Source organism: Salinirubrum litoreum (assembly GCF_020567425.1).
Lineage (GTDB): Archaea > Halobacteriota > Halobacteria > Halobacteriales > Haloferacaceae > Salinirubrum > Salinirubrum litoreum.
Genome location: NZ_JAJCVJ010000001.1, coordinates 958,256 through 979,888, shown reverse-complemented (window position 1 = coordinate 979,888; position 21,633 = coordinate 958,256). Strand labels below are relative to the sequence as shown.

Annotated in this window: 25 protein-coding genes; 13 read left to right on the top strand and 12 right to left on the bottom strand. The window is 67.8% G+C overall.

Annotated elements, in window-relative coordinates:
* The first annotated feature begins 18 nt into the window (after positions 1 to 18).
* Positions 19 to 597: a DUF835 domain-containing protein gene (locus tag LI337_RS04830; protein WP_227228583.1), complete on the top strand. Its 579-nt coding sequence runs from the start codon at positions 19 to 21 to the stop codon at positions 595 to 597.
* A 47-nt stretch (positions 598 to 644) separates the two neighbouring features.
* Here the strand turns inward: LI337_RS04830 and LI337_RS04825 are convergent, their stop codons facing one another.
* On the bottom strand, positions 645 to 827 hold the full coding sequence (locus tag LI337_RS04825) for an AbrB/MazE/SpoVT family DNA-binding domain-containing protein (protein WP_227228582.1): 183 nt from the start codon (positions 825 to 827) through the stop codon (positions 645 to 647).
* A 246-nt stretch (positions 828 to 1,073) separates the two neighbouring features.
* Here LI337_RS04825 and LI337_RS04820 point away from each other — a divergent pair, with 246 nt between their 5' ends.
* Together LI337_RS04820 and LI337_RS04815 are read left to right on the top strand one after the other, a co-directional pair.
* A complete protein-coding gene (locus LI337_RS04820; RefSeq protein WP_227228581.1) occupies positions 1,074 to 2,705 on the top strand; it encodes a succinic semialdehyde dehydrogenase in 1,632 nt (543 codons plus the stop codon).
* On the top strand, positions 2,702 to 3,811 hold the full coding sequence (locus LI337_RS04815; protein ID WP_227228580.1) for an SDR family oxidoreductase: 1,110 nt from the start codon (positions 2,702 to 2,704) through the stop codon (positions 3,809 to 3,811). Before LI337_RS04820 ends, LI337_RS04815 begins: the two co-directional genes overlap by 4 nt.
* A gap of 29 nt (positions 3,812 to 3,840) precedes the next feature.
* On the opposite strand, the gene LI337_RS04810 is transcribed toward LI337_RS04815, so the two are convergent.
* Together LI337_RS04810 and LI337_RS04805 are read right to left on the bottom strand one after the other, a co-directional pair.
* Positions 3,841 to 4,302, bottom strand: coding sequence for an 8-oxo-dGTP diphosphatase (locus tag LI337_RS04810; protein ID WP_227228579.1), 462 nt, complete (start codon positions 4,300 to 4,302; stop codon positions 3,841 to 3,843).
* Positions 4,303 to 4,372: 70 nt separating this feature from the next.
* Positions 4,373 to 4,582 (bottom strand): ribbon-helix-helix domain-containing protein, encoded by a 210-nt coding sequence (locus LI337_RS04805; protein ID WP_227228578.1) that lies wholly within the window; start codon positions 4,580 to 4,582, stop codon positions 4,373 to 4,375.
* 106 nt (positions 4,583 to 4,688) lie between these two features.
* On the opposite strand from LI337_RS04805, the gene LI337_RS04800 reads away from it, so the two are divergent.
* Complete coding sequence (locus tag LI337_RS04800) at positions 4,689 to 5,018, top strand: hypothetical protein (RefSeq protein ID WP_227228577.1); 330 nt, start codon at positions 4,689 to 4,691, stop codon at positions 5,016 to 5,018.
* Between the two features lie 1,008 nt (positions 5,019 to 6,026).
* Positions 6,027 to 6,443, top strand: coding sequence for a DUF4112 domain-containing protein (locus LI337_RS04795; RefSeq protein WP_227228576.1), 417 nt, complete (start codon positions 6,027 to 6,029; stop codon positions 6,441 to 6,443).
* 40 nt (positions 6,444 to 6,483) lie between these two features.
* Here the strand turns inward: LI337_RS04795 and LI337_RS04790 are convergent, their stop codons facing one another.
* Positions 6,484 to 7,281 carry an RIO1 family regulatory kinase/ATPase domain-containing protein gene (locus LI337_RS04790; protein ID WP_227228575.1) on the bottom strand — a complete coding sequence of 266 codons (798 nt, stop codon included), beginning with the start codon at positions 7,279 to 7,281 and terminating at the stop codon, positions 6,484 to 6,486.
* Between the two features lie 153 nt (positions 7,282 to 7,434).
* Between LI337_RS04790 and LI337_RS04785 the strand changes: the two genes are divergently transcribed.
* The 6 genes from LI337_RS04785 (at position 7,435) to LI337_RS04760 (ending at position 13,508) form a co-directional block, all read left to right on the top strand.
* Positions 7,435 to 7,899: a chemotaxis protein CheW gene (locus LI337_RS04785; protein ID WP_227228574.1), complete on the top strand. Its 465-nt coding sequence runs from the start codon at positions 7,435 to 7,437 to the stop codon at positions 7,897 to 7,899.
* Positions 7,900 to 7,998: 99 nt separating this feature from the next.
* Positions 7,999 to 8,355 (top strand): response regulator, encoded by a 357-nt coding sequence (locus LI337_RS04780; RefSeq protein WP_227228573.1) that lies wholly within the window; start codon positions 7,999 to 8,001, stop codon positions 8,353 to 8,355.
* Positions 8,352 to 9,446, top strand: a complete 1,095-nt coding sequence (locus LI337_RS04775; RefSeq protein ID WP_227228572.1) for a protein-glutamate methylesterase/protein-glutamine glutaminase — start codon at positions 8,352 to 8,354, stop codon at positions 9,444 to 9,446. The genes LI337_RS04780 and LI337_RS04775 overlap by 4 nt, the downstream gene beginning before the upstream one ends.
* Position 9,447: 1 nt before the next feature.
* Positions 9,448 to 11,910: a chemotaxis protein CheA gene (locus tag LI337_RS04770; protein ID WP_227228571.1), complete on the top strand. Its 2,463-nt coding sequence runs from the start codon at positions 9,448 to 9,450 to the stop codon at positions 11,908 to 11,910.
* A gap of 108 nt (positions 11,911 to 12,018) precedes the next feature.
* On the top strand, positions 12,019 to 13,023 hold the full coding sequence (locus tag LI337_RS04765; RefSeq protein WP_227228570.1) for a chemotaxis protein CheC: 1,005 nt from the start codon (positions 12,019 to 12,021) through the stop codon (positions 13,021 to 13,023).
* A gap of 5 nt (positions 13,024 to 13,028) precedes the next feature.
* Positions 13,029 to 13,508, top strand: a complete 480-nt coding sequence (locus tag LI337_RS04760; RefSeq protein ID WP_227228569.1) for a chemotaxis protein CheD — start codon at positions 13,029 to 13,031, stop codon at positions 13,506 to 13,508.
* A gap of 61 nt (positions 13,509 to 13,569) precedes the next feature.
* Here LI337_RS04760 and LI337_RS04755 read toward each other — a convergent pair whose 3' ends face one another.
* The 5 genes from LI337_RS04755 to LI337_RS04735 all read right to left on the bottom strand — a co-directional run bounded on the left by LI337_RS04755 (position 13,570) and on the right by LI337_RS04735 (position 18,208).
* On the bottom strand, positions 13,570 to 15,207 hold the full coding sequence (locus LI337_RS04755) for a methyl-accepting chemotaxis protein (RefSeq protein WP_227228568.1): 1,638 nt from the start codon (positions 15,205 to 15,207) through the stop codon (positions 13,570 to 13,572).
* 274 nt (positions 15,208 to 15,481) lie between these two features.
* Entirely contained in the window at positions 15,482 to 15,790 is a 309-nt protein-coding gene (locus tag LI337_RS04750; RefSeq protein ID WP_227228567.1) for a hypothetical protein, read from the bottom strand.
* 51 nt (positions 15,791 to 15,841) lie between these two features.
* On the bottom strand, positions 15,842 to 16,147 hold the full coding sequence (locus LI337_RS04745) for a DUF8072 family protein (RefSeq protein ID WP_227228566.1): 306 nt from the start codon (positions 16,145 to 16,147) through the stop codon (positions 15,842 to 15,844).
* A 15-nt stretch (positions 16,148 to 16,162) separates the two neighbouring features.
* Positions 16,163 to 16,816: a (d)CMP kinase gene (gene cmk / locus LI337_RS04740; RefSeq protein WP_227228565.1), complete on the bottom strand. Its 654-nt coding sequence runs from the start codon at positions 16,814 to 16,816 to the stop codon at positions 16,163 to 16,165.
* A gap of 348 nt (positions 16,817 to 17,164) precedes the next feature.
* Positions 17,165 to 18,208 carry an asparaginase gene (locus LI337_RS04735; protein WP_227228564.1) on the bottom strand — a complete coding sequence of 348 codons (1,044 nt, stop codon included), beginning with the start codon at positions 18,206 to 18,208 and terminating at the stop codon, positions 17,165 to 17,167.
* Between the two features lie 143 nt (positions 18,209 to 18,351).
* On the opposite strand from LI337_RS04735, the gene LI337_RS04730 reads away from it, so the two are divergent.
* Positions 18,352 to 19,320 carry an aldo/keto reductase gene (locus tag LI337_RS04730; protein ID WP_227228563.1) on the top strand — a complete coding sequence of 323 codons (969 nt, stop codon included), beginning with the start codon at positions 18,352 to 18,354 and terminating at the stop codon, positions 19,318 to 19,320.
* Between the two features lie 609 nt (positions 19,321 to 19,929).
* Positions 19,930 to 20,334, top strand: coding sequence for a chemotaxis protein CheW (locus LI337_RS04725; RefSeq protein WP_227228562.1), 405 nt, complete (start codon positions 19,930 to 19,932; stop codon positions 20,332 to 20,334).
* Between the two features lie 26 nt (positions 20,335 to 20,360).
* Here LI337_RS04725 and LI337_RS04720 read toward each other — a convergent pair whose 3' ends face one another.
* The 3 genes from LI337_RS04720 to LI337_RS04710 form a co-directional block, all read right to left on the bottom strand.
* A complete protein-coding gene (locus LI337_RS04720) occupies positions 20,361 to 20,690 on the bottom strand; it encodes a DUF7967 family protein (protein WP_465269956.1) in 330 nt (109 codons plus the stop codon).
* Positions 20,687 to 21,163 carry a YbaK/EbsC family protein gene (locus LI337_RS04715; RefSeq protein WP_227228561.1) on the bottom strand — a complete coding sequence of 159 codons (477 nt, stop codon included), beginning with the start codon at positions 21,161 to 21,163 and terminating at the stop codon, positions 20,687 to 20,689. Before LI337_RS04715 ends, LI337_RS04720 begins: the two co-directional genes overlap by 4 nt.
* Positions 21,164 to 21,227: 64 nt before the next feature.
* On the bottom strand, positions 21,228 to 21,533 hold the full coding sequence (locus tag LI337_RS04710; protein WP_227228560.1) for a MazG-like family protein: 306 nt from the start codon (positions 21,531 to 21,533) through the stop codon (positions 21,228 to 21,230).
* Positions 21,534 to 21,633 lie beyond the last annotated feature (100 nt).

Here is a 21,633-nt window from a genome sequence, read left to right as displayed (position 1 = left end):
CGAGGTGGACGCGCCCGGATGACGACGGACGACGAGTCGTCGTCGGGCGAGTCGGTGCTCTCGGTTTCCGACTCGGCACGACCGGTCTCCGGCGTGACCGACCCGGGCCCGTTCAGCGCCGAGACCGGCGGAATCGACCTGTTCGGTGTGCTGTTCGATCCGACGGCGACCGGGTGGGCGACCGACGTCTCCGAGTACGCGGGGCGGATCGACCGGTTCGGCGTCGTCACCGGCCACGACGACGTCTCCGCCGGCCTGTCGGCGCTGCCCGATTCGCTCCGCGAGTCGGCGACGACCGTCTCCGCCGAGGGACCACGGAGCCTCGGCGAGATCGGTATCAGAGTGAGCGAGACCTTGAGCGAGGGCGGCGACGTGCGGAACAGTCGGCTGGTGTTCGTGGACGGTTTCGAGCAGGTGCTCGCGGACACGTCGCTCCAGACGACGTTCCGCTTCCTCCACATTCTCGTGGAGTCGACCGCGTTCACCGACGCCGTACTGCACGTCTCACTCGACCCCGAGGGCTGTGATGCCCGCGCAGTCGAGACCGTCGCCGAACTGTTCGACACGGTGATCGACGAGCGAGCGCAGTCGCTGTGAGTGTCGGTCACCCCGGCGAAAAACGCGTTCCGTGCGGCAGTCGACGCTCAGAGCTGTTCCGGTGGGATGAACTCCGGCGTCTCCCCGTCCGGATTGTCGACCCACCAGACCTCGTCGCCGCGTTCGATCCCGTATCGCTGTGCGATCTTCTTCGGGATCGAGACGGTGAACCCGCCGTTCGACTCCTGTACGGTTCTGCTGTCTGCGAATGGACCGTTGCCCGGAACCATACGAGAGTACACGCCGGATTTCGTAATAAGTACCTGGCAGACAAGTGATTATATTGTGAACAGTAACTCGGTATAAACGGTTCTCGTTGACACGTCGCCGGGGCCCGGGTGACACGTCCCGGGCGTCACGGGGCGGGGGTCGGGTCCCACCGGAGACCGTGGGACGCCTCGGGAACCCCTCGCTGGCCTCGACGCGAGTGTGGTGTGACCGGACCATTGATTTCGCCGACGCCCCTCACGAGAGACGTGACACGCTCGTCGCCCCCCGAGTCGGTCGCCGACCTCCAGCGACTCGACTCGCTCACGACCCGCACGGCCGACCCTTCTGGCGCTCCCGCCGAGAACCGCGACCGGATCACGGTCCGCGATCCGGCGACGGACGCGGTCGTCGGTTCGGTGCCGGCCTGCACGCCCGAAGACGTATCGACTGCAGTCGACCGCGCCCGTGAGGCACAGCAGTCGTGGGCCGAACGCCCGGTGTCGGAACGCGCTGCAGTGCTGTCGCGCTACCACGACAGGGTGCTGGCACACCGGCAGGAACTGCTCGACCTGATGCAACTGGAGAGCGGGAAGGCCAGACAGGACGCGTTCGAGGAACTGCTCGACGTGGCGACGAACGCCCGGTACTACGCGAGCGAGGGACCGGGGATGCTCTCCAGCGAGCGCCGGCGCGGGGCGTTTCCCCTGTTGACGAAGACAGTCGAACACCGGCACCCGGTCGGTGTCGTCGGCGTCGTCTCGCCGTGGAACTACCCCCTCACGCTGGCGGTCTCGGACGCGCTCCCCGCACTGCTGGCGGGCAACGCGGTCGTGCTGAAGCCGGACGAACACACGCCCTTCACCGCCCTCCGGGCGGTCGAACTGCTCCGGGAGGCGGGTCTGCCGGACGACCTCTTTCAGGTCGTCACCGGGCGCGGCCCGGAACTGGGCGAGCCACTGATCTCGTCGGTCGACTTCCTGCAGTTCACCGGCAGTAGCGAGGTCGGCCGCATCGTCGCCTCGCAGGCGGGCGAACACCTCATCGACTGTTCGCTTGAACTGGGCGGGAAGAACCCGATGCTCGTGCTGTCGGACGCCGACGTGTCGAAGGCGGCAGCGGGTGCCGTCAGAGGATCGTTCACGACCGCCGGCCAACTGTGTATCTCCTTCGAGCGCATCTACGTCCACGAGTCGGTGTTCGACGACTTCTGCGACGAGTTCGTGGAGCGCACGCGCCGGCTGGAACTCGGGGCCGCCTACGACTACGGCCCCGACGTGGGGTCGATGCTCTCCGCAGAGCAGGTCGATAAGACCGAGCGACACGTCGAGGACGCCCTGTCCGAGGGCGCGACCGTACTGACCGGTGGACGGCGGCGACCCGACCTCGGGCCGCACTTCTTCGAGCCGACGGTGCTGACCGACGTGCCCGAGTCGGCGACCCTCTCCGACGAGGAGACGTTCGGCCCGGTCGCCGCTGTCTATCCGGTGTCGAGTACCGACGAGGCGGTGGCGCGCGCGAACGACTCCGACTACGGCCTGAACGCCGCCGTCTGGACCGAAGACACCGCAGTCGGGGAGTCGGTCGCCCGCCGCGTCGACTGCGGGACCGTCAACGTCAACGAAGCCTTCGCGGCGACGTGGGCCTCGGTGGACGCGCCGATGGGCGGGATGGACGACTCCGGACTCGGCCGACGCCACGGCGAGCACGGCCTGACGAAGTTCACGGAGAGTCAGACCGTCTCGACCCAGCGCGTCGTCCCCTTCGCCACGCCGCGACGTGTGCCGGGGTGGGTCTGGGAGCGGTTCATGATCGGGAACCTGCGCGGCCTGAAACGCGTGGCCGGCCTGCGGTCGCGGGTGCGCGCTGTCGCCGAGAAACTCCCCGGAGGTCGACGATGACGACCGTCTTTCTGACGGGCTTTCCGGGCTTTCTCGGGTCGGCGCTCGTGGAGCGACTGCTGGACCGATACGGGACCGGCGACGAGATCGCCTGTCTGATCCAGTCGAAGTACCGTGACGAGGCGGAGTCGCGGGTGGACGAACTACTGTCGCCGGCCGGGACCGAGGCGGCCGAGACGGAGCCCGCGATCCGACTGCACGAGGGCGACATCACCGCGCAGGGACTCGGACTCGACGACGAGACGGCCGACCGTCTTCAGTCCGACACTGCCGAGGTGTACCACCTCGCGGCGGTGTACGACCTCGGCGTCTCAGAGGACGTGGGACGAGCGGTCAACGTCCGGGGGACCGACCACGTGCTGGACTTCGCCGAAGCCTGCCCCGACATCGAGCGTTTTCAGTACGTCAGCACCTGCTACGTCTCCGGGCGCTACGACGGCGTCTTCACCGAGGAGATGTTGCGTGAGGGACAGACGTTCAACAACTGGTACGAGGCGACGAAGTTCCTCGCGGAGGTCGAAGTGCAGAAGCGGATGGCCGAGGGACTCCCGGCGACCATCTATCGGCCGGCGATCGCGGTCGGCGACAGCAGGACCGGCGAGACCCAGAAGTACGACGGGCCGTACTTCGTGCTCCAGTGGCTCCTGCGACAGCCTCGTCTCGCGGTCCTGCCGCTCCCGCCGGGAGCCGACGAGTTCGAGATCAACGTCGTCCCGCGTGATTTCGTGGTCGATGCCATCGCGCACCTCTCGGGACTGGACGAGTCCGAGGGTGTCGTCTACCAACTCGCCGATCCGAACCCGCCGACCGTGGCCGAGATGAGTCGACTGCTGGCCGACGCCGCCGACCGGCGGTTGGTGTCGGTGCCGACGACGCGGACGATTGCGAAGCGATCGCTGGAGTCGGTGCCGGGCGTGTATCGACTGATGCGGATCGAACCCGAGTCGGTGAACTACTTCACGCATCCGACGCGGTACACCTCGGGGCACACCCTGCGTGATCTGTCCGGGAGTGGGATTTCGTGTCCCCCCTTCGGCGACTACGTCGAGACGCTGGTCGAGTTCGTCCGGGAGAATCCCGAGATAGACAGCAGTGCGATGGTGTGAGGTCGGCGACTGCTCGCGGAAGGAACAGATCAGAACTCCACGTCGGTCCGCATCGCCCAGCCGAGCAGGTCGTCGCCCTCGTCGTCGAACCGGAAGCGCCCGGTGAACGTCTCCCCGTCGAGCAGTTTCGGCACCCAGTGCCGGTCGTCGGGCCACATCTCGTCGTAGGGCACGTCGTCGGTGTCGAACCACTTCGGGTCGGCCTCGTCGGTCTCCTCCGGTTCGCCGGAGATGTCGCTCGCGCGGTAGACGTGGACGAACATGAACGGGTCGTCGCCGAAGACGAAGTCGAGTTCCCCGACCTTCTCGACCTCGGAGAGACCGATCCGGAGTTCCTCGTTCACCTCGCGGTGGATACACTCTCGCGGCGTCTCGCCGGGTTCGATCTTGCCGCCGGGCCCGTTGTAGAGTCCGGCTCCCACGCCCCGTTTCTTGCGGATCAGTAGCACGCGCCCGTCCACGACGGGCAGACAGAGCGTGGCGTCTTGCACGGTCGTGGGTGGGGCGCGAGGCGGATATGCCTGCTGTTGTCGGACCCGCACCGAATCGGGCCGTGCCGGCTTACTCCAAGTAGCCGAGGTCGGTCAGTTGGTCGGTGATCTCCTCGAACTCGGCTTCGGTGAGTTTGCCCTGTTTCTGGTGCTGGATGACGATACTGCGCAGGAGAAAGCGCACGAGGTCGCTGGTACTGGAGAAACTGGTCCCCTCGATGGTCTCTTCGACGCGGTCGCCGAGTTCCTTCGGGATCGAGACCGTCGTGTACTCGGTCATACTCGACGGGTGACGCCGGAGGGCGATAAACGCCGTGGCTCGGGGGTGCGACCCCGACGGGTCGAGAGCCGGAGATTTTTGTCCCGTCGGACACAACGCGAGTGTGATGGGAGTAAGGCCACCGCAGGGCGGGTCGTCGGACGAACCGGACGCCATCGAGTTCGGGATCGCCGCGCTGGACGCGCGACTGTCGGAGAGCGACGTGCAGTTCCCGGCCACGGACGAGGAGATCGTCGCAGGGCTTCGGGACCCGGAGATTCCCTACGACGCCTTCGGCAACACCCTCTCGATGGACGAGGCGCTCTCGCAACTGCCACGCCGGGAGTTCGAGTCCGAATCGGAGTTACTGGAGCTTCTGCATCCGATCTTCGAGGATCACCGGGCTTCGTCCTCGAGGGGCCTGCTGGATCAGATGCGTGATCTCTTACCGTTCTGAGATAGGGGTCGAGCCGAGACCGGGTTGCTCGATAGGTGGCGTCTCAGGTCGTGCCGTGCGTACGACCGGTGAGAGAGACGATACCGCTACAGTTGCGAGCGCCCGGAACCGCTCCACTGACTGGCACCACAACAGCAACCGCAACCGCGCCACCGACTACGACCACAACAGCAACCGCGACCGCACCAGCACCGCTACTCGATCCGGTACAAACGGAATATTCGACCGCAACCGCACCAGCACCGAGACAGCACGGCACGGCACAGCATCGCCCCGCGACAGCGACCGCGACAGCACCGCACCTCGTCCTCCCCAACCTCGGCGGGGGTTCTCCGCACCGCCCACCCTCGCCTCCCTCGCGCACGTTCCTCGCGCGCGCCGGAAATGGGGCCGAATCACACGCAACTCGGGGTATATAAGCACTTTCGAACGGTTTTATACCCCTCGCAGACGGCAGGCCCGTCACCCAATCCGGGCGATTCTGGAACCCCGGAGGACGCGATCTGCTGGCGACCGAAACCGAGTCGTGTTCGAGCGACAGCGAGAACCGACTCGCAGTTCGCGTCGTCAGCAGTCGGGGAGGTTCGGGGACGACTGCGACGACCGGGTTCCGAGCCTGCAAACGTCACGCTGGGTGACGACCAGTAGCGACGTGATGGGTCGCACATTCGGGTGGGACTGAAAGGGGCCGGCGTCTCGACTGGTCCCCGACGACGTAAGCAGAGCGAGAGCGAAGCTCTCGCCAGCAGTCGGGCGACTCTCGGGTCGCCCGACAACACTGAACTGAACGAGAGCGCGGAGCGTAGCGACGCGCTCTCGTGAGGGAAGCGCGCAACGAGTCGCGGACCATCGAGACGCCGGGGGCTTTCACCCCTTGTTGTCACCGACCAACTCGACAGCTATCGTATCCACGACCGATTCGACAGCTATCGCATCACCGACCGACACGTTCGAGTACACAGCATCTCCGCAACAACTCTCATATCCTCGGCGAACCCAGGAAGCGACATGGAGTCACACCTCGCCGACGCGCCCGAGAGTCTCGACGAACCGGCGCTCGACCGCCTCCGGGCCGTCGCGCGCCTGATGGACAGCGCGTTCCGCGTCCCCGGGACGAAACGCCGGTTCGGGATCGACCCCGTCCTCGCGCTGATCCCCGGCGGCGAGGTCGTCAGCACCGGCGTCTCGCTGTACGTCGTCCTCGAAGCCGCCAACCTCGGAGTGTCGTATCTCACCATCGTCCGGATGCTGGCGAACGTCGGGATCAACATCGTCGGGAGCGCGGTCCCGGTGGTCGGCCCGATCTTCGCCGCGATCTTCAAGTCGAACGAGCGCAACCTGACGCTCCTCGTCGAGAAACTGTGGGAGGAAGCCGACCGCCGGGAGCGCGAATCTGTCGAGGCTGTGGAGATCGAAATCGAGTGAGTCGGGTCGGGTGGTCGTGTGAGTCGGATCGCACGAGGACTCAGGTCGCCCGTTTCTCGATCTCGCCTTTCACCGACGCGGCCGAGAAGTCGTGGTCCGGGCGGATGTTGACGAAGTCCAGAAACTCGGTCGCAGCGAGCAACTCCTCGATACTGTACGCGGACAGTGCCGACTCCACCGCCGCACGCGCGCCGATCAGGGGTTCTAACGCGCCGAGTGCGCAGGCCAGATCGTAGGCGCGGGCGTCCTCGGTCGCGTCGGGGTTCACGCCGGTCGCGTCGATGAAGTAGAGGTCGTCGTCGAGGATCAGGACGTTCTCGGCCCGGAGGTCGCCGTGGGCCAGTCCGTTGTCGTGCAGGGTGCGCAGGCTCTCGAACAACTGGGGTGCGAGTTCCTTCTCACGACTGCGATCCAGCGCCTCCAGCGACTCGAACTCGGGGAGGTACTCCATCACGACGACACCGAGTCCGTCGAACTCCAGCGCCTCGATGGGTTCCGGCGCGTTGATCCCCAGTTCGCGCATCTTCCCGGTCGCCTCCAGTTCGTGCTGGGCCATCTGGTAGGGCGTGCCGAAGTGCTCGAAGAAGCCCTCGGTCCCGCTGGAGAAGGCACCGAGGTTCCGACCGGTCGTCAACACCGCGTGGACCAGCGAGTTCTGCCGGGAGATCACTTTGACGAACAGTTCGTCGTCCAGCACCATCGGCGTGGAGAGCCAGTTGTCGGCGTCGAGAAAGCGGACGTGGACGCGTTCGCAGTCGTACCGCTCTGCGAGGTGTGCCACGACCGCTTCGAGCCGGGACCACGGGAGTCGGCCTCGGACGAGGCGGCGCAGTTCCATTCCCGTCCGGGTACGGGACCCGGTAGCATAATTCTCTCGGGCGTGTCGGGTGCATCCGAGTTCCGCGGCGGGTCACCACCGTCGACTCGTACTTCTCACACGTCGCAGACGTCTGCCGCGAGGATTTATGTCGGATCGGTCGGACAGTCGGCTATGGAACAGGTCGTCGTGTTTCGGCTCGGTACCGAGACCTACGCGGTCGATGTCGACGCGGTTCGCTCTATCGTCGAGGATCGCGAACCGACGCGCGTGCCGCGCGCACCCGAGGGGGTCGTCGGCGTCATCGACCTCCGGGGAGAGATCACGGCGGTCGTAGACCCGACCGTCTCGCTGGACAGCGACCTCGCACAGGTGACACCCGACGGCGGGGACCTCACTGGCTCGCAGGTGCTCGTTCTGGACCGCGAAGACGGCGTAGGTCTCCGTGTCGACGAGGTGCTGGACGTGCTGGACGTGCCACCCGAGCGAGTCGAGACCGAGGCGGCCATGGACGAACTCGCCGGGGCCGGTGTCTCCCACGGTCTGGTGAAGAAGGTGATCAAACTGGAGACCGCCGGCGACCTCGAACCGGTGGCGTGGCTCGACGTGGAGACGCTGGTCGAACTCTCCGCAGCGTGATCTGTCCAGCGACCGAGAGTCCGGAATAATGACAGACAGTTTTCACAACGAGAAAACGTGTGGCAGGGTTTATATGCCATATTTGCGAACTATCGGCAAATGCCGACGCGCGTACTGATCGTCGACGACTCGGGGTTCATGCGGCGACTCCTCCGCGGCATCTTGGAGGAGGACTTCGAGGTCGTCGGGGAGGCGGAGACGGGTGCGGAAGCGGTGGAGGCGTACCACGAACACGACCCGGACGTGGTGACGATGGACATCGTGATGCCCGACGTGGACGGGATCGAGGCGACCGCGCGGATCAAGCAGTCCGACCCGGAGGCACGGATCGTGATGTGTACGAGCGTGAGCCAACGCGAGAAGATGCAACAGGCCGTCGACGCCGGCGCGGACAGTTACATCACGAAACCCTTCGACGAACCCGACGTGTTGTCCGCCGTGGGTGACGTGGCGTGAAGGCGCTGGTCGTCGACGACTCGCAGTTCATGCGGACGGTCGTCCGGAAGGCGCTCGAAGACGCCGACTACGAGGTCGTCGAGGCCAGCGACGGCGAGAAGGCCGTGCAGGCCACCCGCGCACACGACCCTGACGTGATCACGATGGACGTCGAGATGCCGACGATGAACGGTATCGACGCCACCGAGGCGATCATGTCTACGCAACCGACCCCCATCCTGATGCTGTCGGCTCACACCGAACGCGGTGCCGAGGCGACCTTCGACGCCCTCTCGAAGGGGGCGGTCGACTTCCTGCCGAAACCCGACGGCGAGGTCTCGACGGACACCGGCGATCTGGCCATCGACCTCGTAGAGAAGGTCGAGACCGTCCGGAGCGCGGACGTGTCGGCCGTCACGACCGCCGCAGACAGCACCGGCGACGGTGCGGCGGACCTCGCGGACCCGGACACGACCGGCGACGCGACGGCCGACGACATCGAGTCGAGTATCGGCGAGGTGGCGACGGAGTACGTCGAGAACCCGACCATCGTCCTCGGCGCGTCCACGGGGGGACCGAAGGTCCTCCAGCGAGTGCTGTACGACCTCCCCCGCGACATCGACGCCCGCGTGTTGATCGTCCAGCACATGCCGGAGAACTTCACCGCCCGACTCGCGGAGCGTCTCGACTCGGTCTCCTCGTACGACGTGCGCGAGGCGGACGACGGGATTCGCGTCGGGGCCGGCGAGGCCGTTCTCGCACGCGGCGGGAAACACATGCGCGTCGACTCCTACGGCGGGGGGCGCATCCGACTCAAGACGACCGACGAGGAGAAGGTCCACGGCGTCCGGCCGGCGATCGACGTGACGATGCACTCGGCGGCGACGACGATCGACGATCCGCTGGTCGGCGTGGCGCTGACCGGGATGGGACAGGACGGGGCACGCGGGATCAAGGCGATCAAGCAGGTCGGCGGGACGACGATCGCACAGGACGAGGCGAGTTCGCCGGTCTGGGGGATTCCGCGCTCCGCAGTCGAGACCGGCGCGGTTGACTCGGTCGTCGGCGCGACCGAGATCGCGGACGCGGTGGTGCGAGCCCTCGAGGAGTAACATGGACGATCTCACAGACGCATTCGTCGCGGAGAGCGAGGAGGCGATCAGCGCGTTGAACGCCGGACTGCTCGAACTGGAGGGCGATCCGGACGACGAGGAGGCGATGGACTCGGTGTTCCGCACCGCCCACACGCTGAAGGGCAACGCCGGCGCGATGGGGTTCTCGACGGCCGCGAACCTCGCTCACGCCCTCGAGAACCTGCTCGACGGGATGCGACAGGGCGACGTGCCCGTCACCGGCGAGACGATGGACGCCGCCTTCGCCGGCGTGGACGAGTTCGAGGCGATGATCGACGAGGTGGCCGAGACCGGGGAGATCGCCCGCGATCCGACCGAGGCGGTCGCCGAGATCGAACGCGTCGTCCGCGAGACCGATCCCGTGGACGCGAGCGACGAGGCGGCGACGGCAGACTCCGAGAGCGACGGTGACACCGAGGACGCGGAGTCGACCGACGTCGAGGACAGACCAGCCGACGACGTGGAATCGACCGGTGAGTCGACCGACGACGAGGACCCGGCAGTCACAGCAGACGACACGGCCGGGGGCGAGTCCGAGGACCCACTGGACGCCTTCGTCGAGGAGGCTGGAGCAGACGAGCGGTCGCCCGCCGCGACAGTGGCAGACACTGCCGAGGCGTCCGACTCCGGCGTCGGCGAGACGACCGATACCGACGACGCCGACGCGTCCGACACAGCAGGCGACGACGCGCCGCCAGCGACCGCGACCACCGACCCCGGCGACGAGTTCTTCGACCCGGCGAACGACCAGATGGCCGACGACGACACGTCGGAACCGACAGACGACTCGGCGGGAGCGACAGGGGAGTCGGAGTCGCCGCCGACCGCGACCGGTGACGAGCCATCGACACAGACCGCGACCGGTGACGAGCCATCGACGACGACCGACGACAGCGAGTCGCCTTTCCCCACGCCGACCGAGGCCGAGACCGAGGCACTCCGGGAGACCGCCGGCGACCCGGACGGTCCCGCCCGGCACGTCAGACTCTCGGTGCTGGGCGGCGACTTCCCGGAGATCGACGGGTCGCTGGCGATGGACGGCGTGGCCGGCGAAGTCGACGTCCTCGGGGCCGACCCCGACTCGACCGCGATCCGCGAGGGCGACTTCGAGAGCCCCGTCGATCTGCTGGTCGAGAGCGACGCCGACCCCGACGACCTGGCCGAGACGCTCGAGGGGATTCCCCGGATCGAGACCGCAGTCGCGGTCCTCGCCGGCGACGTTGCCGCCGACGCCGAGGCGGTCCAGCAGTACCGCGAGGCACGCGCCGAGGCGACCGGCGAGGCGGACGGTGACGCGACGGGCGACGACGGCGCGCGTGTCCAGTCCGTCCGGGTCGACGTCGACACGCTGGACACGCTCTACGGCCTCGTCGAGGAACTCGTGACCAGCCGAATCCGGCTTCGCGGGGCGGTCGAGTCCGGCGACCTCGACAACGCCCAGCAGGAACTCGACGCCTTGGAGACCGCGACCGGCGACCTGCAGGACACCGTGATGGACGCGCGACTCGTCCCGCTCTCGACGGTCGCCAGCACCCTCCCGCGCGTCGTCCGGGACACCGCCCGCGAGTGCGGGAAGGAGGTCTCCCTGGAGACCGACGGCGAGGACGTGGAGATGGACAGAGACGTGCTGGAAGCCATCGGCGACCCGCTGATCCACATCGTCCGGAACGCGGTCGACCACGGCATCGAACCGCCGGAGATCCGCGAGTCGAAGGGGAAACCCCGCGAGGGCACCGTCGAACTCAGCGCGTGGCGCTCGCGTGATCGGGTGACCGTCGAGGTCAGCGACGACGGATCCGGTCTCGATCCGGACGCACTCCGGGAGACGGCGGTCGAACGCGGCACACTCGACCCCGAGGAGGCGGCCGCGATGAGCGACACCGCCGCCCGCGAACTCGTCTTCGAACCGGGGTTCTCGACCGCCGGCGAGGTGACGGAAGTGTCGGGTCGAGGGGTGGGGATGGACGTGGTCGCCAGCACGCTCCGTGAGCTGGACGGGCGCGTCGAGATCGAGTCGGAACCGGACGAGGGGACGACGGTTCGACTTCGCCTGCCCGTCTCCGTCGCCATCGCCCGGACGCTGTTCGTCGAGGTCGGCGACGAGGAGTTCGGCGTCCCGGTGTCTGCGGTCGAGGAGATCGGTCGCCTGACCGAGACCCGGACCGTTGAGGGACGCGAGGTCGTCCCCATCGACGGGGAACTGTACCCGCTCGTCCGCCTCGGCGACGCACTCGACGTGGCCGGGCGCGTCGAGGGGGAGATGCTGGTCCGTGCCCGGTCGTCCGTCCGGCAGGTCGCCCTCGGCGTGGACGCCGTGGCCGGACAGGAGGAGGTCGTCATCAAACCGTTCGACGGCGTGTTGGAAGGTATCCCTGGACTCTCGGGTGCGACCGTCCTCGGCGAGGGTAGAGTCGTGCCCGTACTGGACGTAGAGACGCTGTAGGTCGGCCGGTCGCTCCCGTCCACCGTTCTTTTTCGATCGTTGACAGCATAGAATACGGCGTCCGTGTAGCCGAAAGCTATGAGGGGCCGGTGCGTGAACACGTCGACAATGGACGAGGATACGGATGTCGAGGCGGCCTACCGGTTGGCCGACGAGGGCGGCGTGCGGGCCGCCGACCGCCTCGGTGCGATGACCGACGTCGGAGTCCACGGCACCCGGACCACACTCGGGTTGTTGACGCCGGACACGCCGGCCGACGCCGCAGTCGTCGGCGTCGAACTCCGAGGCGACACCACCGACCGCGTGCTGGTCGTCTTCGAGGATCCGGACGCGGTGCGCCACGCGGCGGGTGATCCCGACGCCCTCCCGGAACTGGGCAACGTGATGGTCAGCGGACTCGTGGACGGCTGGGCCGACGCCCGCGAGACGGCGATCGACATGGCTCCGCCCGCCCGACCCGACTTCGCCGAGGAGCGCGTGCCGTCCGCCAGAACCGTGATCGAGACCGACGCCGGCCGGATCACGCTGCTGTTGGAGTTCGTCGACGACGGCCCGGCCGGCCTCCGGTCGTCCGACCGACTCGCGGCCGACAGCGCGGCCTCGGCGGCCGACCGGATCGGCGGACTGACCGGCGTCGAGACGAGCGTCACGGTCCGGGAACTGACCTACCTCCCGGTGGAGGGACTCGTCGGCGACGTGGACGACGAACCGATGGTCGCGGTCGCCGCGCGGTTCGACGGCCCCCCGGACGGCTACTTCCTGCTCCTCCTGGACGAAGCCAGTGCGCGGGCGGTCGCGAGGCAACTCGCCGGGACGACCGCCCTCGACAGCGAGGGCCGGGACGCGATCGCGGAACTGGGCAACGTCGTCGCGGGCGGCGTCGTGGACAGTTGGGCGGACGACCTCGGGACGGCGATCGACATCTCGCCGCCGCAGGTCGTCCACGACATCGGCGAGGCGGTGGTCGATCCGGTACTCGTGCGACTCGGCCGGCGACAGTCGTTCGCCGCGACGTTCGACGCACAGGTGGAGGCGGCCGGCGGTCGGTTCGACTGCCGGGTGTGTGCGATTTCGGAGGGCGAGGGGCTGGCACCCCTCGCACCGGACACGTGACGGCGATGCGCGGCAGGCCGGACGTGACCCGCGTCCGGATGGCCGAGTACGCCGTCGGCACCGGGGCCATGCGGAGCAACGGTCTCGGCTCCTGTGTCGCGGTCGCGCTCGTCGATCCGGAGGCCGGCGTCGGCGGACTCGCACACGTCATGCTCCCCGACTCGGACCGCCGGTCGGGCGAACCCCCCGCCAAGTTCGCCGACACGGCGATCCCACACCTCGGACGCGAGGTCGTCGCGGCGGGCGGCAGTCGGCGCAGACTCAGAGCGAAGTTCGCCGGCGGGAGCGACCTGTTCGAGTTCTCCGGCGTCGGCGAACGCATCGGCGAACGCAACGCCGAGGCCGTTCGGCGGGCGCTCACCGAGGCTGGGATCCCGATAGACGGCACCGACACCGGCGGCGACTACGGCCGGACGGTCACGCTCGATCCACGAACCGGCACGCTCCGGATCGAGACGGCCGACGGCGACGAACAGACGTTGTGAGACGAGAGGTGGCGAGGAACGCAGGGAACGGTCAGTGAGGCGTGAAGCCGCTGGTGGGGAGTCAGTGCGTCTCGCCGCCGTCGGTGGCGGGTGCGGGTTCCCCGTCCGGGGTGTTCGGCGGCTCCGGGGCGTCCTCCTCCAGCGGGTAGTCGAACGCGTCGTCGTCGGTCTCCAACTCGTCGAGTAGTTCCGAGAGATGCGTCGCGCGGTCGGCGAGACTGGAGACGCTGTCGGTCACCTCCGAGAGGGCGGAGGTCTGTTCCTCGGCGGCGGCGGCGACGGTCTGTGCCTCGGCGGTCGTCTGCTCGGACGTGGCGGCGACCTGGTCGATCGTCGAGACGACCTCGTCGGTGGAGGTCGCCTGCTGGTCGGTCGCCTCGCTGATCTCCTGGATCGACTGGTTCGTGTCGTGGACGTTCGTCACGATGTCGTCGACCGAGTCGGCCGCGTTCTCCACGCTGTCGGCGTTCTCCGAGACGAGTTCGGCGGTCTGGTCCACCTCGCGGGCGGCCTTCCCGGTCTGCTCGCGGATGCGGGCGACCAGTTCGTCGATGTCGCCGGCGGCCTCCTTCGTCTCCTCGGCGAGCGACTTGACCTCCTCGGCGACGACCGCGAACCCCTCGCCGGCCTCGCCCGCGCGGGCCGCCTCGATGGAGGCGTTGACCGCGAGGATGTTCGTCTGCTCTGCGATCTCGGTGATGAAGTCGACGATCTCGTCGATCTCGCCGATCTCCTGCTGGAGGCGGTCGATCTGTGCGGCGGTCTCCTCGGACTCGCTCTCGACGGCCCGGATGCCCTCGATGGCTTCTTCGGCGTCGTCGAGGGCCTCCTCGCCCGCCTCGGCGGTGTCCTCGGAGAGGTCGGCCACCTCGCCCGTGGAGGCGGCGATCTGCTGGATCGTCGCCGACAGCGTGCTCATCTCCTCGGAGACGGTTCGGAGGTTGTCGTTCTGTGAACTCGCGCCGTCGGAGATCTCTTGGACCGAGGTCGTCACCTGCTGGCTCGCGCCCTTCACCTCCTCGATACTGGCCGACGCCTGCGTGCTGGAGGTGGCGACCTCCTCGGCGAACTCCTCTAGTTCGCGGACCGTCGCCGCCAACTCGTCCATCATCGTGTTGAACTCGTGGGCGATCTCGGCCATCGCCTCGTGCTCGCCTGGGTCCATCCGCCGGGTGAGATCTCCCTCGGCACAGGCCTGCATCACGTCGCTGTACTCGTCGGCCTGCGTCTCCAACTGCTCGGCGAGGGCTTCGGCCTCCTGCTGGGCCGTCTCGGCCCGTTGACGGGCCGCGTCGGCCTCCTGAATCTGCGTGTCGAGTGCGTCACGCATCTCGCCGAACGAGTCGTACAACTGCCCGATGTTGTCGACGCGGTCCGTCTCCAGGTCCACGTCGAAGTCGCCCGACTGGATCCGGTCGGCCTGCGCCGACAGGTGGTCGATGGACGCCGCCGTCCGCCGACCGAGCACCATCCCCATCACCCCTGCGACGAGCATGGCACCGATGGTCGCACCGAACCCCGCGAGGTAGGTGTTCAGCACCGTGATGTACCCCTGCTGGATCCCGAGTGCGATGTAGACGGTCGCACTGCCGCCGAGGATCGCGATCCCGACGCCGATACTCAAGAGGATCGCGGCGAACTTCGCGGAGTAACTCCGACGAATCCGCATCGGGAGGTACTCCCGAACTGTCATTGCCATACCACTGTCACAGGTCCGAGGGTACGTAAATCCCACTCGTCTCCGACGTGATATTTCTCCCGCTCAGCCCACCGCGCAGGGCCTCAGCGCCGCCGATCCTGTCGGTCGGGAGACGACGCTGGCCGCGTCGTCGCCTGCCCGACACACGTCAACTGTCCGAACAGTATCGAACGTGAAGATCCGGTGAGAACAGTTCGCCGACCGCGGGTCGTCCAGCACCACCGTCGCGGCGGCGGCCGGACAGCGCCGAGTCGTCCTCGACTTCGTTTTCGGCTCAGGCTTCGGCGGCGAGGTCGTCGAGTTCTTCCAGTTCCTCGAGGTCGTCCGTGCCCATCAGTTTCCGCGCGGCGACAGCGAGTCCGGCCACGAGGACGAGACCGATCAGGACCTTCACGCCGTTGCCCACGCCCGCCGACTCGTCGTCGCCGGCGGTCTCGAACGCCGTCTCGTCGTCCTCGACGTCGATCTCGGTTCCCTCGCTCTCGTCGTCGCCGACACCGATCGCGGGGGAGGTGTTGGTCGCGCTGAAGCTGAGTCCGTCGTGCAGGTGTACCTCGAAGAGTGTGAGTGATCTGTCTCCCATACCGACGTGTACGACGGCTCACGGCTTATTCGTTGTGCCAGATCTCCGAGGTCACGATTCGACCGCCTCGGCGTCGACGACCTCGCCGACCAGCGACCAGCCCTCGTCGTCGGGTCCCTTTCGCCCGACGACGACGCCCGCGCCCTCTTCGGTCGTCGTCACCCGGTAGTCGGCGTCGTCGCCCTCGCGGGTCGCCTCGCCCTGAAAGTCGGTCTGGAAGAACTCGGTGCTCGAAAAGTGGAAGACGCCGGTCTCGCCGTCGGCGAACGTGAGTCGAATCGGACGAGGAGAGACGTTGTGGATACGCTTCGCGATCCGGTTGAGGTCCATGTCGGAGACGACGCCCGTCGGCGGCATACCGTTTGCGACCGCCTACACGTCCACGTCTTTGGTCGCGAAGGCACCCTCGTCGGCCTGGGCGTCGTAGCCGTCGACGGCCGACAGGAGGATGTCGAGGACGGTGTCCTCGTCCCAGCGGGCGGTGTTGATCGAGAGGTCGTAGAAGGACTGGTCGGTGATGTCGATGCCGTAGTAGCTCTCGTACCGGCCGGCCTCCGACACCTCGCGGACGCGCATCTCTGCTTCCATCTCCTCGCGGGCACGGGTCCGGTCGACGCGCACCTCGGCCGGCGCGTCGAGCCAGATCCGGAGGTCGGCGCGGTTGCCGGCGAGCCACCCCGCGAGACGGGATTCGAGGATGAACGCGTTGTTCGCGGTACCCCACTTCTCGGCGATGGTCTGGAGTCGGCGGTCGAGTGCGCGGTCGATCTCCTCGGAGGCCTCCGCCTCGGCGATGAACTGCGAGAGACTCATCTCACGCTCCTCGGCCAACTCCCGGAAGATGTCGCCCCCGCTGACGTAGCCACAGTCGAGGACGGCCGACAGGCGGTTACACACCGTCGTCGCGCCACAGCCCGGCGGCCCCGAGACGGTGATGAAGAGGTTGCTGTCGACCGTCCGGTCGGTCGGTGTCGTCTCCCCTCGGTCCGTCCCGAACCCGTCTTCGGCCGTGCCCGTGTCCGACATCGTTCTGGCTGATAATCCATGAGGGACGGGATAAATACCCCACGACTCGCGGCCGAGTGACTCTCGAACTCCCTGCCAGCAGGGTCGGTATGGAGTGCCTTACGCACGGTACTCGCCACATAGTTACGTCCCATCGCGTGGTCGGTGTGGATAGCGCACTCCCGGCGGACCGCCCCGGCTCCGACTCTCTCCCGCCGGTCCCCGGTGAGTGCGCGACTGCATCGCCCCCAGACCGACGGCATCGAACGATGCCACTGACACACCCGCGTCGGCCACAGTGTTTGCCCGGCACCGGCCGACGCATCCGATTCTTTCGACGACCCACTGATCGATCGTCCTCCGACCGACTCACTCGAAGAGGTCGGCGAGCGTCTCCTCGTCGGCACCCGCCGACAGCGCGAGACACAGCTTCACCCGTGCTTTCGCGGTCGGCAGGTCGCCGCCGAACAGGACGCCGTGGTCTCGGAGCGTCACCGCTCCGCCGGGCGTCCCGTACACCGGTTCGGTCGGCCCGGCGTGACACCGGGAGACGACGACGACCGGCACGGACTCCACCGCGTCGCGGATCGCGTCACCCAGCGCACCGGTGACGTTCCCGAGTCCGGTCCCCTCGACGACGATGCCGTCCACGCCGGCTTCGAGCGCGCGGTCCATCCCACCAGCGCCGACGCCGAGACCGGAGTGGACGACCGCCACCTCGGCGTCGGCCGACAGTGCCGACGCGGGCAGGGACCCGGCCTCGACAGAGGAACCGGTCGCCGTCGAGGGAGGCCGGCGGTGGACCCGGACGTCGGCACGGGTGAACGACGCGACCGGGCCGGTCCCGGGCGACTGGAAGGTGTCCAGTTTGTTCGTGTGCGTCTTCACCACGTCCCGCGCGGCGTGAAGTTCGTCGTCGAACGCGACGAAGACACCCGACGCGACCGCCTCACCGGTCGCGGCTCTCACAGCGGTCGTGAGGTTCGCAGGGGCGTCGGAACTCGGTTCGTCGAACCGACGCTGTGCCCCCGTGACGACGACCGGTCTGTCGCCGAGACGGTCGGGATCGAGCGTCAACCACAGCGCGTAGGCGGTGTCCGCCAGCGTGTCGGTTCCGTGGGTCACCACGAAGCCGTCGACGCCGGCCTCGATGCCCTCGCGGATCGCCTCGACGACCCCCGCGACCGCCGAGAACTGCATGTCGAACCCCGGATGGGAGGCGACTTCGACGGCGGACACGTCGGCGTACTCGGCCAGTTCGGGGACCGCAGCGACGAGGTCGCTTCCGGATTTCGCGGGGGCCGCGCCGGTGTCGCTCGGTTCGCTGGCGATGGTGCCGCCGCAACTCAGGACGCGGACGGTCGGTGACTGCTCGGCCGCGTCGGCCGGCGTCTCGGTGTCTGTGTCGGTCATAGTTCGACTGCACGACGGCGGTGGTTGTGTGTTTCGACGCGCGCCGGAGCAGTCGGCCGTCGCCGAGCGGACGGGGGTCACCGATCGACACTCCCGGCGACCGGAACCGGCGCGTTTTAGCCGCCGCCACGTGAGCCTCGAGTATGACGCTGGACACGGTTTCACTCGGGCGGACTGGCACGAAGGTCTCCGAGATCGCCTTCGGGACGTGGCGCTTCGGCAGGGAGAACGACGAGGGCGACATCGAGGTCGGCCGCGATCGGGCACACGACCTGCTCGACGCCTACGCCGACCACGGCGGTCGGTTCATCGACACGGCCGACATGTACGGCGACGGCCGGTCGGAGGAGTACATCGGCGATTGGCTCGCGACCCGCGACCGGGAGGACTACGTCGTCGCCTCGAAGATCTACTGGCCGACCCGCGACGACCCGAACGGATCGGGACTCAGCCGCAAACACCTCCGACGACAGATCGACCTGATCCTGGAGCGTCTCGGCACGGACTACGTGGACCTGCTCTACATCCACCGCTGGGACGACGACACGCCGGTCGAGGAGTTCATGCGCACCTTGGACGAGTTCGTCCGGGCCGGGAAGGTGAACTACCTCGGCACCTCGACCTTCGAACCGAACGCCTGGAAGGTCGTGAAGGCGAACGAACTCGCCGACAGACGCGGCTACGAACCGTTCTCGATCGCGCAACCGCGCTACAACGCCGTCAACCGCGAGATCGAGGGCAACTACCTCGACATGTGTGCAGACTACGACATCGGCGTCGTCCCGTGGTCGCCACTCGCAGGGGGGTTCCTGACGGGCAAGTACAGTCGGAACGAGGAACCGCCGGCGGACTCGCGGGCCGCGACCGACCAGCAGTTCGTGGACTCGTACCTCACGCCCGAGAACTTCGACGCGCTGGAGGTCGTCGAGGCGGTCGCCGACGAGGTGGACGCCTCCCCGGGCCAAGTGTCGCTCGCGTGGCTCCTGCACCACGAGCAGGTGACTGCGCCGATCATCGGTGCCCGGACCGTCGAGCAGTTGGAGGAGAACATCTCTGCGGCCGAGGTCTCGCTGACCGCCGAGCAGTTCGAGCGCATCAGCGACGCGAAGTAGCTCGGGAGTTCGAGGATTCGACTGGATCGGTGAACTCGGTCGAATGGGTTGGATGGAGCTCAGTCGAATCGGTCCCAGCCGACGAGGTGTGAAAGCCCCCGGCGTCTCTCGAACCACGCGCTTCCCTCAGGCGAGTCGTCTGTCGGTTTGGAACCCGGCAGTCGCGGTCCTCCCCACTCCTCCCCGACTGCTGAGCGCGTCCGCTCGGGTTCTCGACTGTCGAAGCGTGGTCGGGTGTCGGAGCGTGGCGCGCTGGCGCGCGCGACTCACGCGCGCGAGGGAGGGTCGCGGGCGGTGCGGAGAGGTGGCCGAGGCTGGGGAGGACGAGGTGCGGCGCTGTGCAGTCGCGGATGCTGTTGCTGTGCTGTGGCGGGTGCTGTCGCGGGTGCGGTCGAATATTCCGGTTGTCCCGGATCGAGTAGCGGTGCTGTCGCGGCCTGCGATGTTGTCGCGGTCTGTGATGTTGTCGCGGCCTGCGACGTTGTCGCGGTCTGTGATGTTGTCGCGGTCGAAAACACGGTCTCGGTCGGACCAGACACCAACCCGACCACTCACCTAACGTTCCAGTTCCGCGAGGGTTTATACCGGATGGTCCCGTCGCCGGGAACGATGGCGGATCAAGTAGGCGTCGTCGAGTTCAGTCTCGGCGGCGACAGGTACTGTCTCGGCATCGACGCCGTGACCGAGATCGTCGACGCCGAGGTCACACCCCTGCCGAACACCCCGGACAGAGTCGCGGGTGTGACCGACCTCCGGGGCCAGACCGCACGCGTCCTCGATCCACGCGCCGTCTTCGACGTGGGCGACCCCGGTCCCGACTCCGGCGACCGGGTCGTCATGCTCGACACGATCGACGACCCACGCGGCTGGCTCGTCGACGACGTGCGAGACGTCCACCGGGTCGAGTTGGCCGACGTCGACGAGTCCTTCGAAGGCGAGGGGCGCGGCATCCGGGGGTTAGTCCGGGTCGCCGAGAACGACTTCATGATCTGGGTCGACGCCGACGCTGTCTGAGACGCACGTTCGAGACCGCCGGCACCTCAGACTAGATCCTCCGGGTCGTGAGCCTCGCGCATCCGGGCAGCCTCGGTGGCGTAGCGCTCGCGCTCGTCGGGGTCGTCGACCGTTCCGAGGTTCTCCGGCCGCGCGTCGACTGCGGCCGTGGTATCCCGGACGTCGGTGAAACTCGTCAGCGCACGCTCCTTCCGGAAGTACCGACCCCCGTCCGGCGTCGCGTAGACGAGGATCACGATGTTCTGCTCGTCGTCGGAGTACGTCCGCTCCACCAGCCAGACGCGTACCGACTCGGCCGACTCGCCGGTCGGGTCCGCCCCTCCGGACTCACCCGACCCCGACGACTCGTCGCTCACTCGGCCACCTCCGTCACGGTCGCACCGGTCAGCGAGACCAGTTCGTCGGGCGTGACCGGGAAGACCGCAGTCGGCGTCCCGCCGGCGGCCCAGACGGTCTCGTAGTCGGTCAGGTCACGATCCAACAGCATCGCCAGGTCGCTCGCGTGGCAGAACGGCGGGACGCCGCCGATACTCCAGCCGACCACCTCACGGATGCGGTCCGCGTCCGCCATCCGAACATCGTCGGCAGCGACGCCCGTCTCCGCCGCGACACGCGCCTCGGAGACGCGGTTCGCGCCGCTGGTGACGACCACCACGAACCTGTCGTCGACCGCGAAGACGAGACTGCTGGCGATCTGCCCGACCGCACAGCCGATCGCCTCGGCGGCGTCTGCGGCCGTCTTCGTCCCTTCCGGGAACTCCCGGATCGCCGGATCGAACTCGTATCGGTCGCGGGCCTGTGCCGCGAACTCCTCGGCGCGTGGATGCACGCCACCGGATTCGACAGCCTCCGACAAGAGTCATTCGCCGGTCCCCGACCACCTCTACTGGGTGTCAGTCGCCAGAGCCGGGTGAGCCCTCGCTGTCGATCCGTGCGTCGTACTTCGCCAGTGACTCGGCGAGTGCCGCGTCCGCGTCCGTGTCCGTCTCCTCGGCGAGCGCCAACAGCGCGAACAGCGCGTCACCGAGTTCGTCCCGCGAGAGATCGATCTCCGCCGGACTGGCACCGTAGTCGGTCGACGCGGTCGCGTCCGCCGCGAGTTCACCGACTTCGGCGGTCAGATCGAGCAGTCGGTAGGCCGGGTCGGTGTGCAGGTCGTGGGTGTCGAGGAAGTCGGCGACGGTCTCCTGTGCGTCCATGCCGGCGACGCCGACCTGTCGCCGGAAAAGTCCAGCGACCCATACGGCGCGGGTGGTTTTATGCGACCGCCGTCCCTCATTTCGGTCGTGACTCACCCCG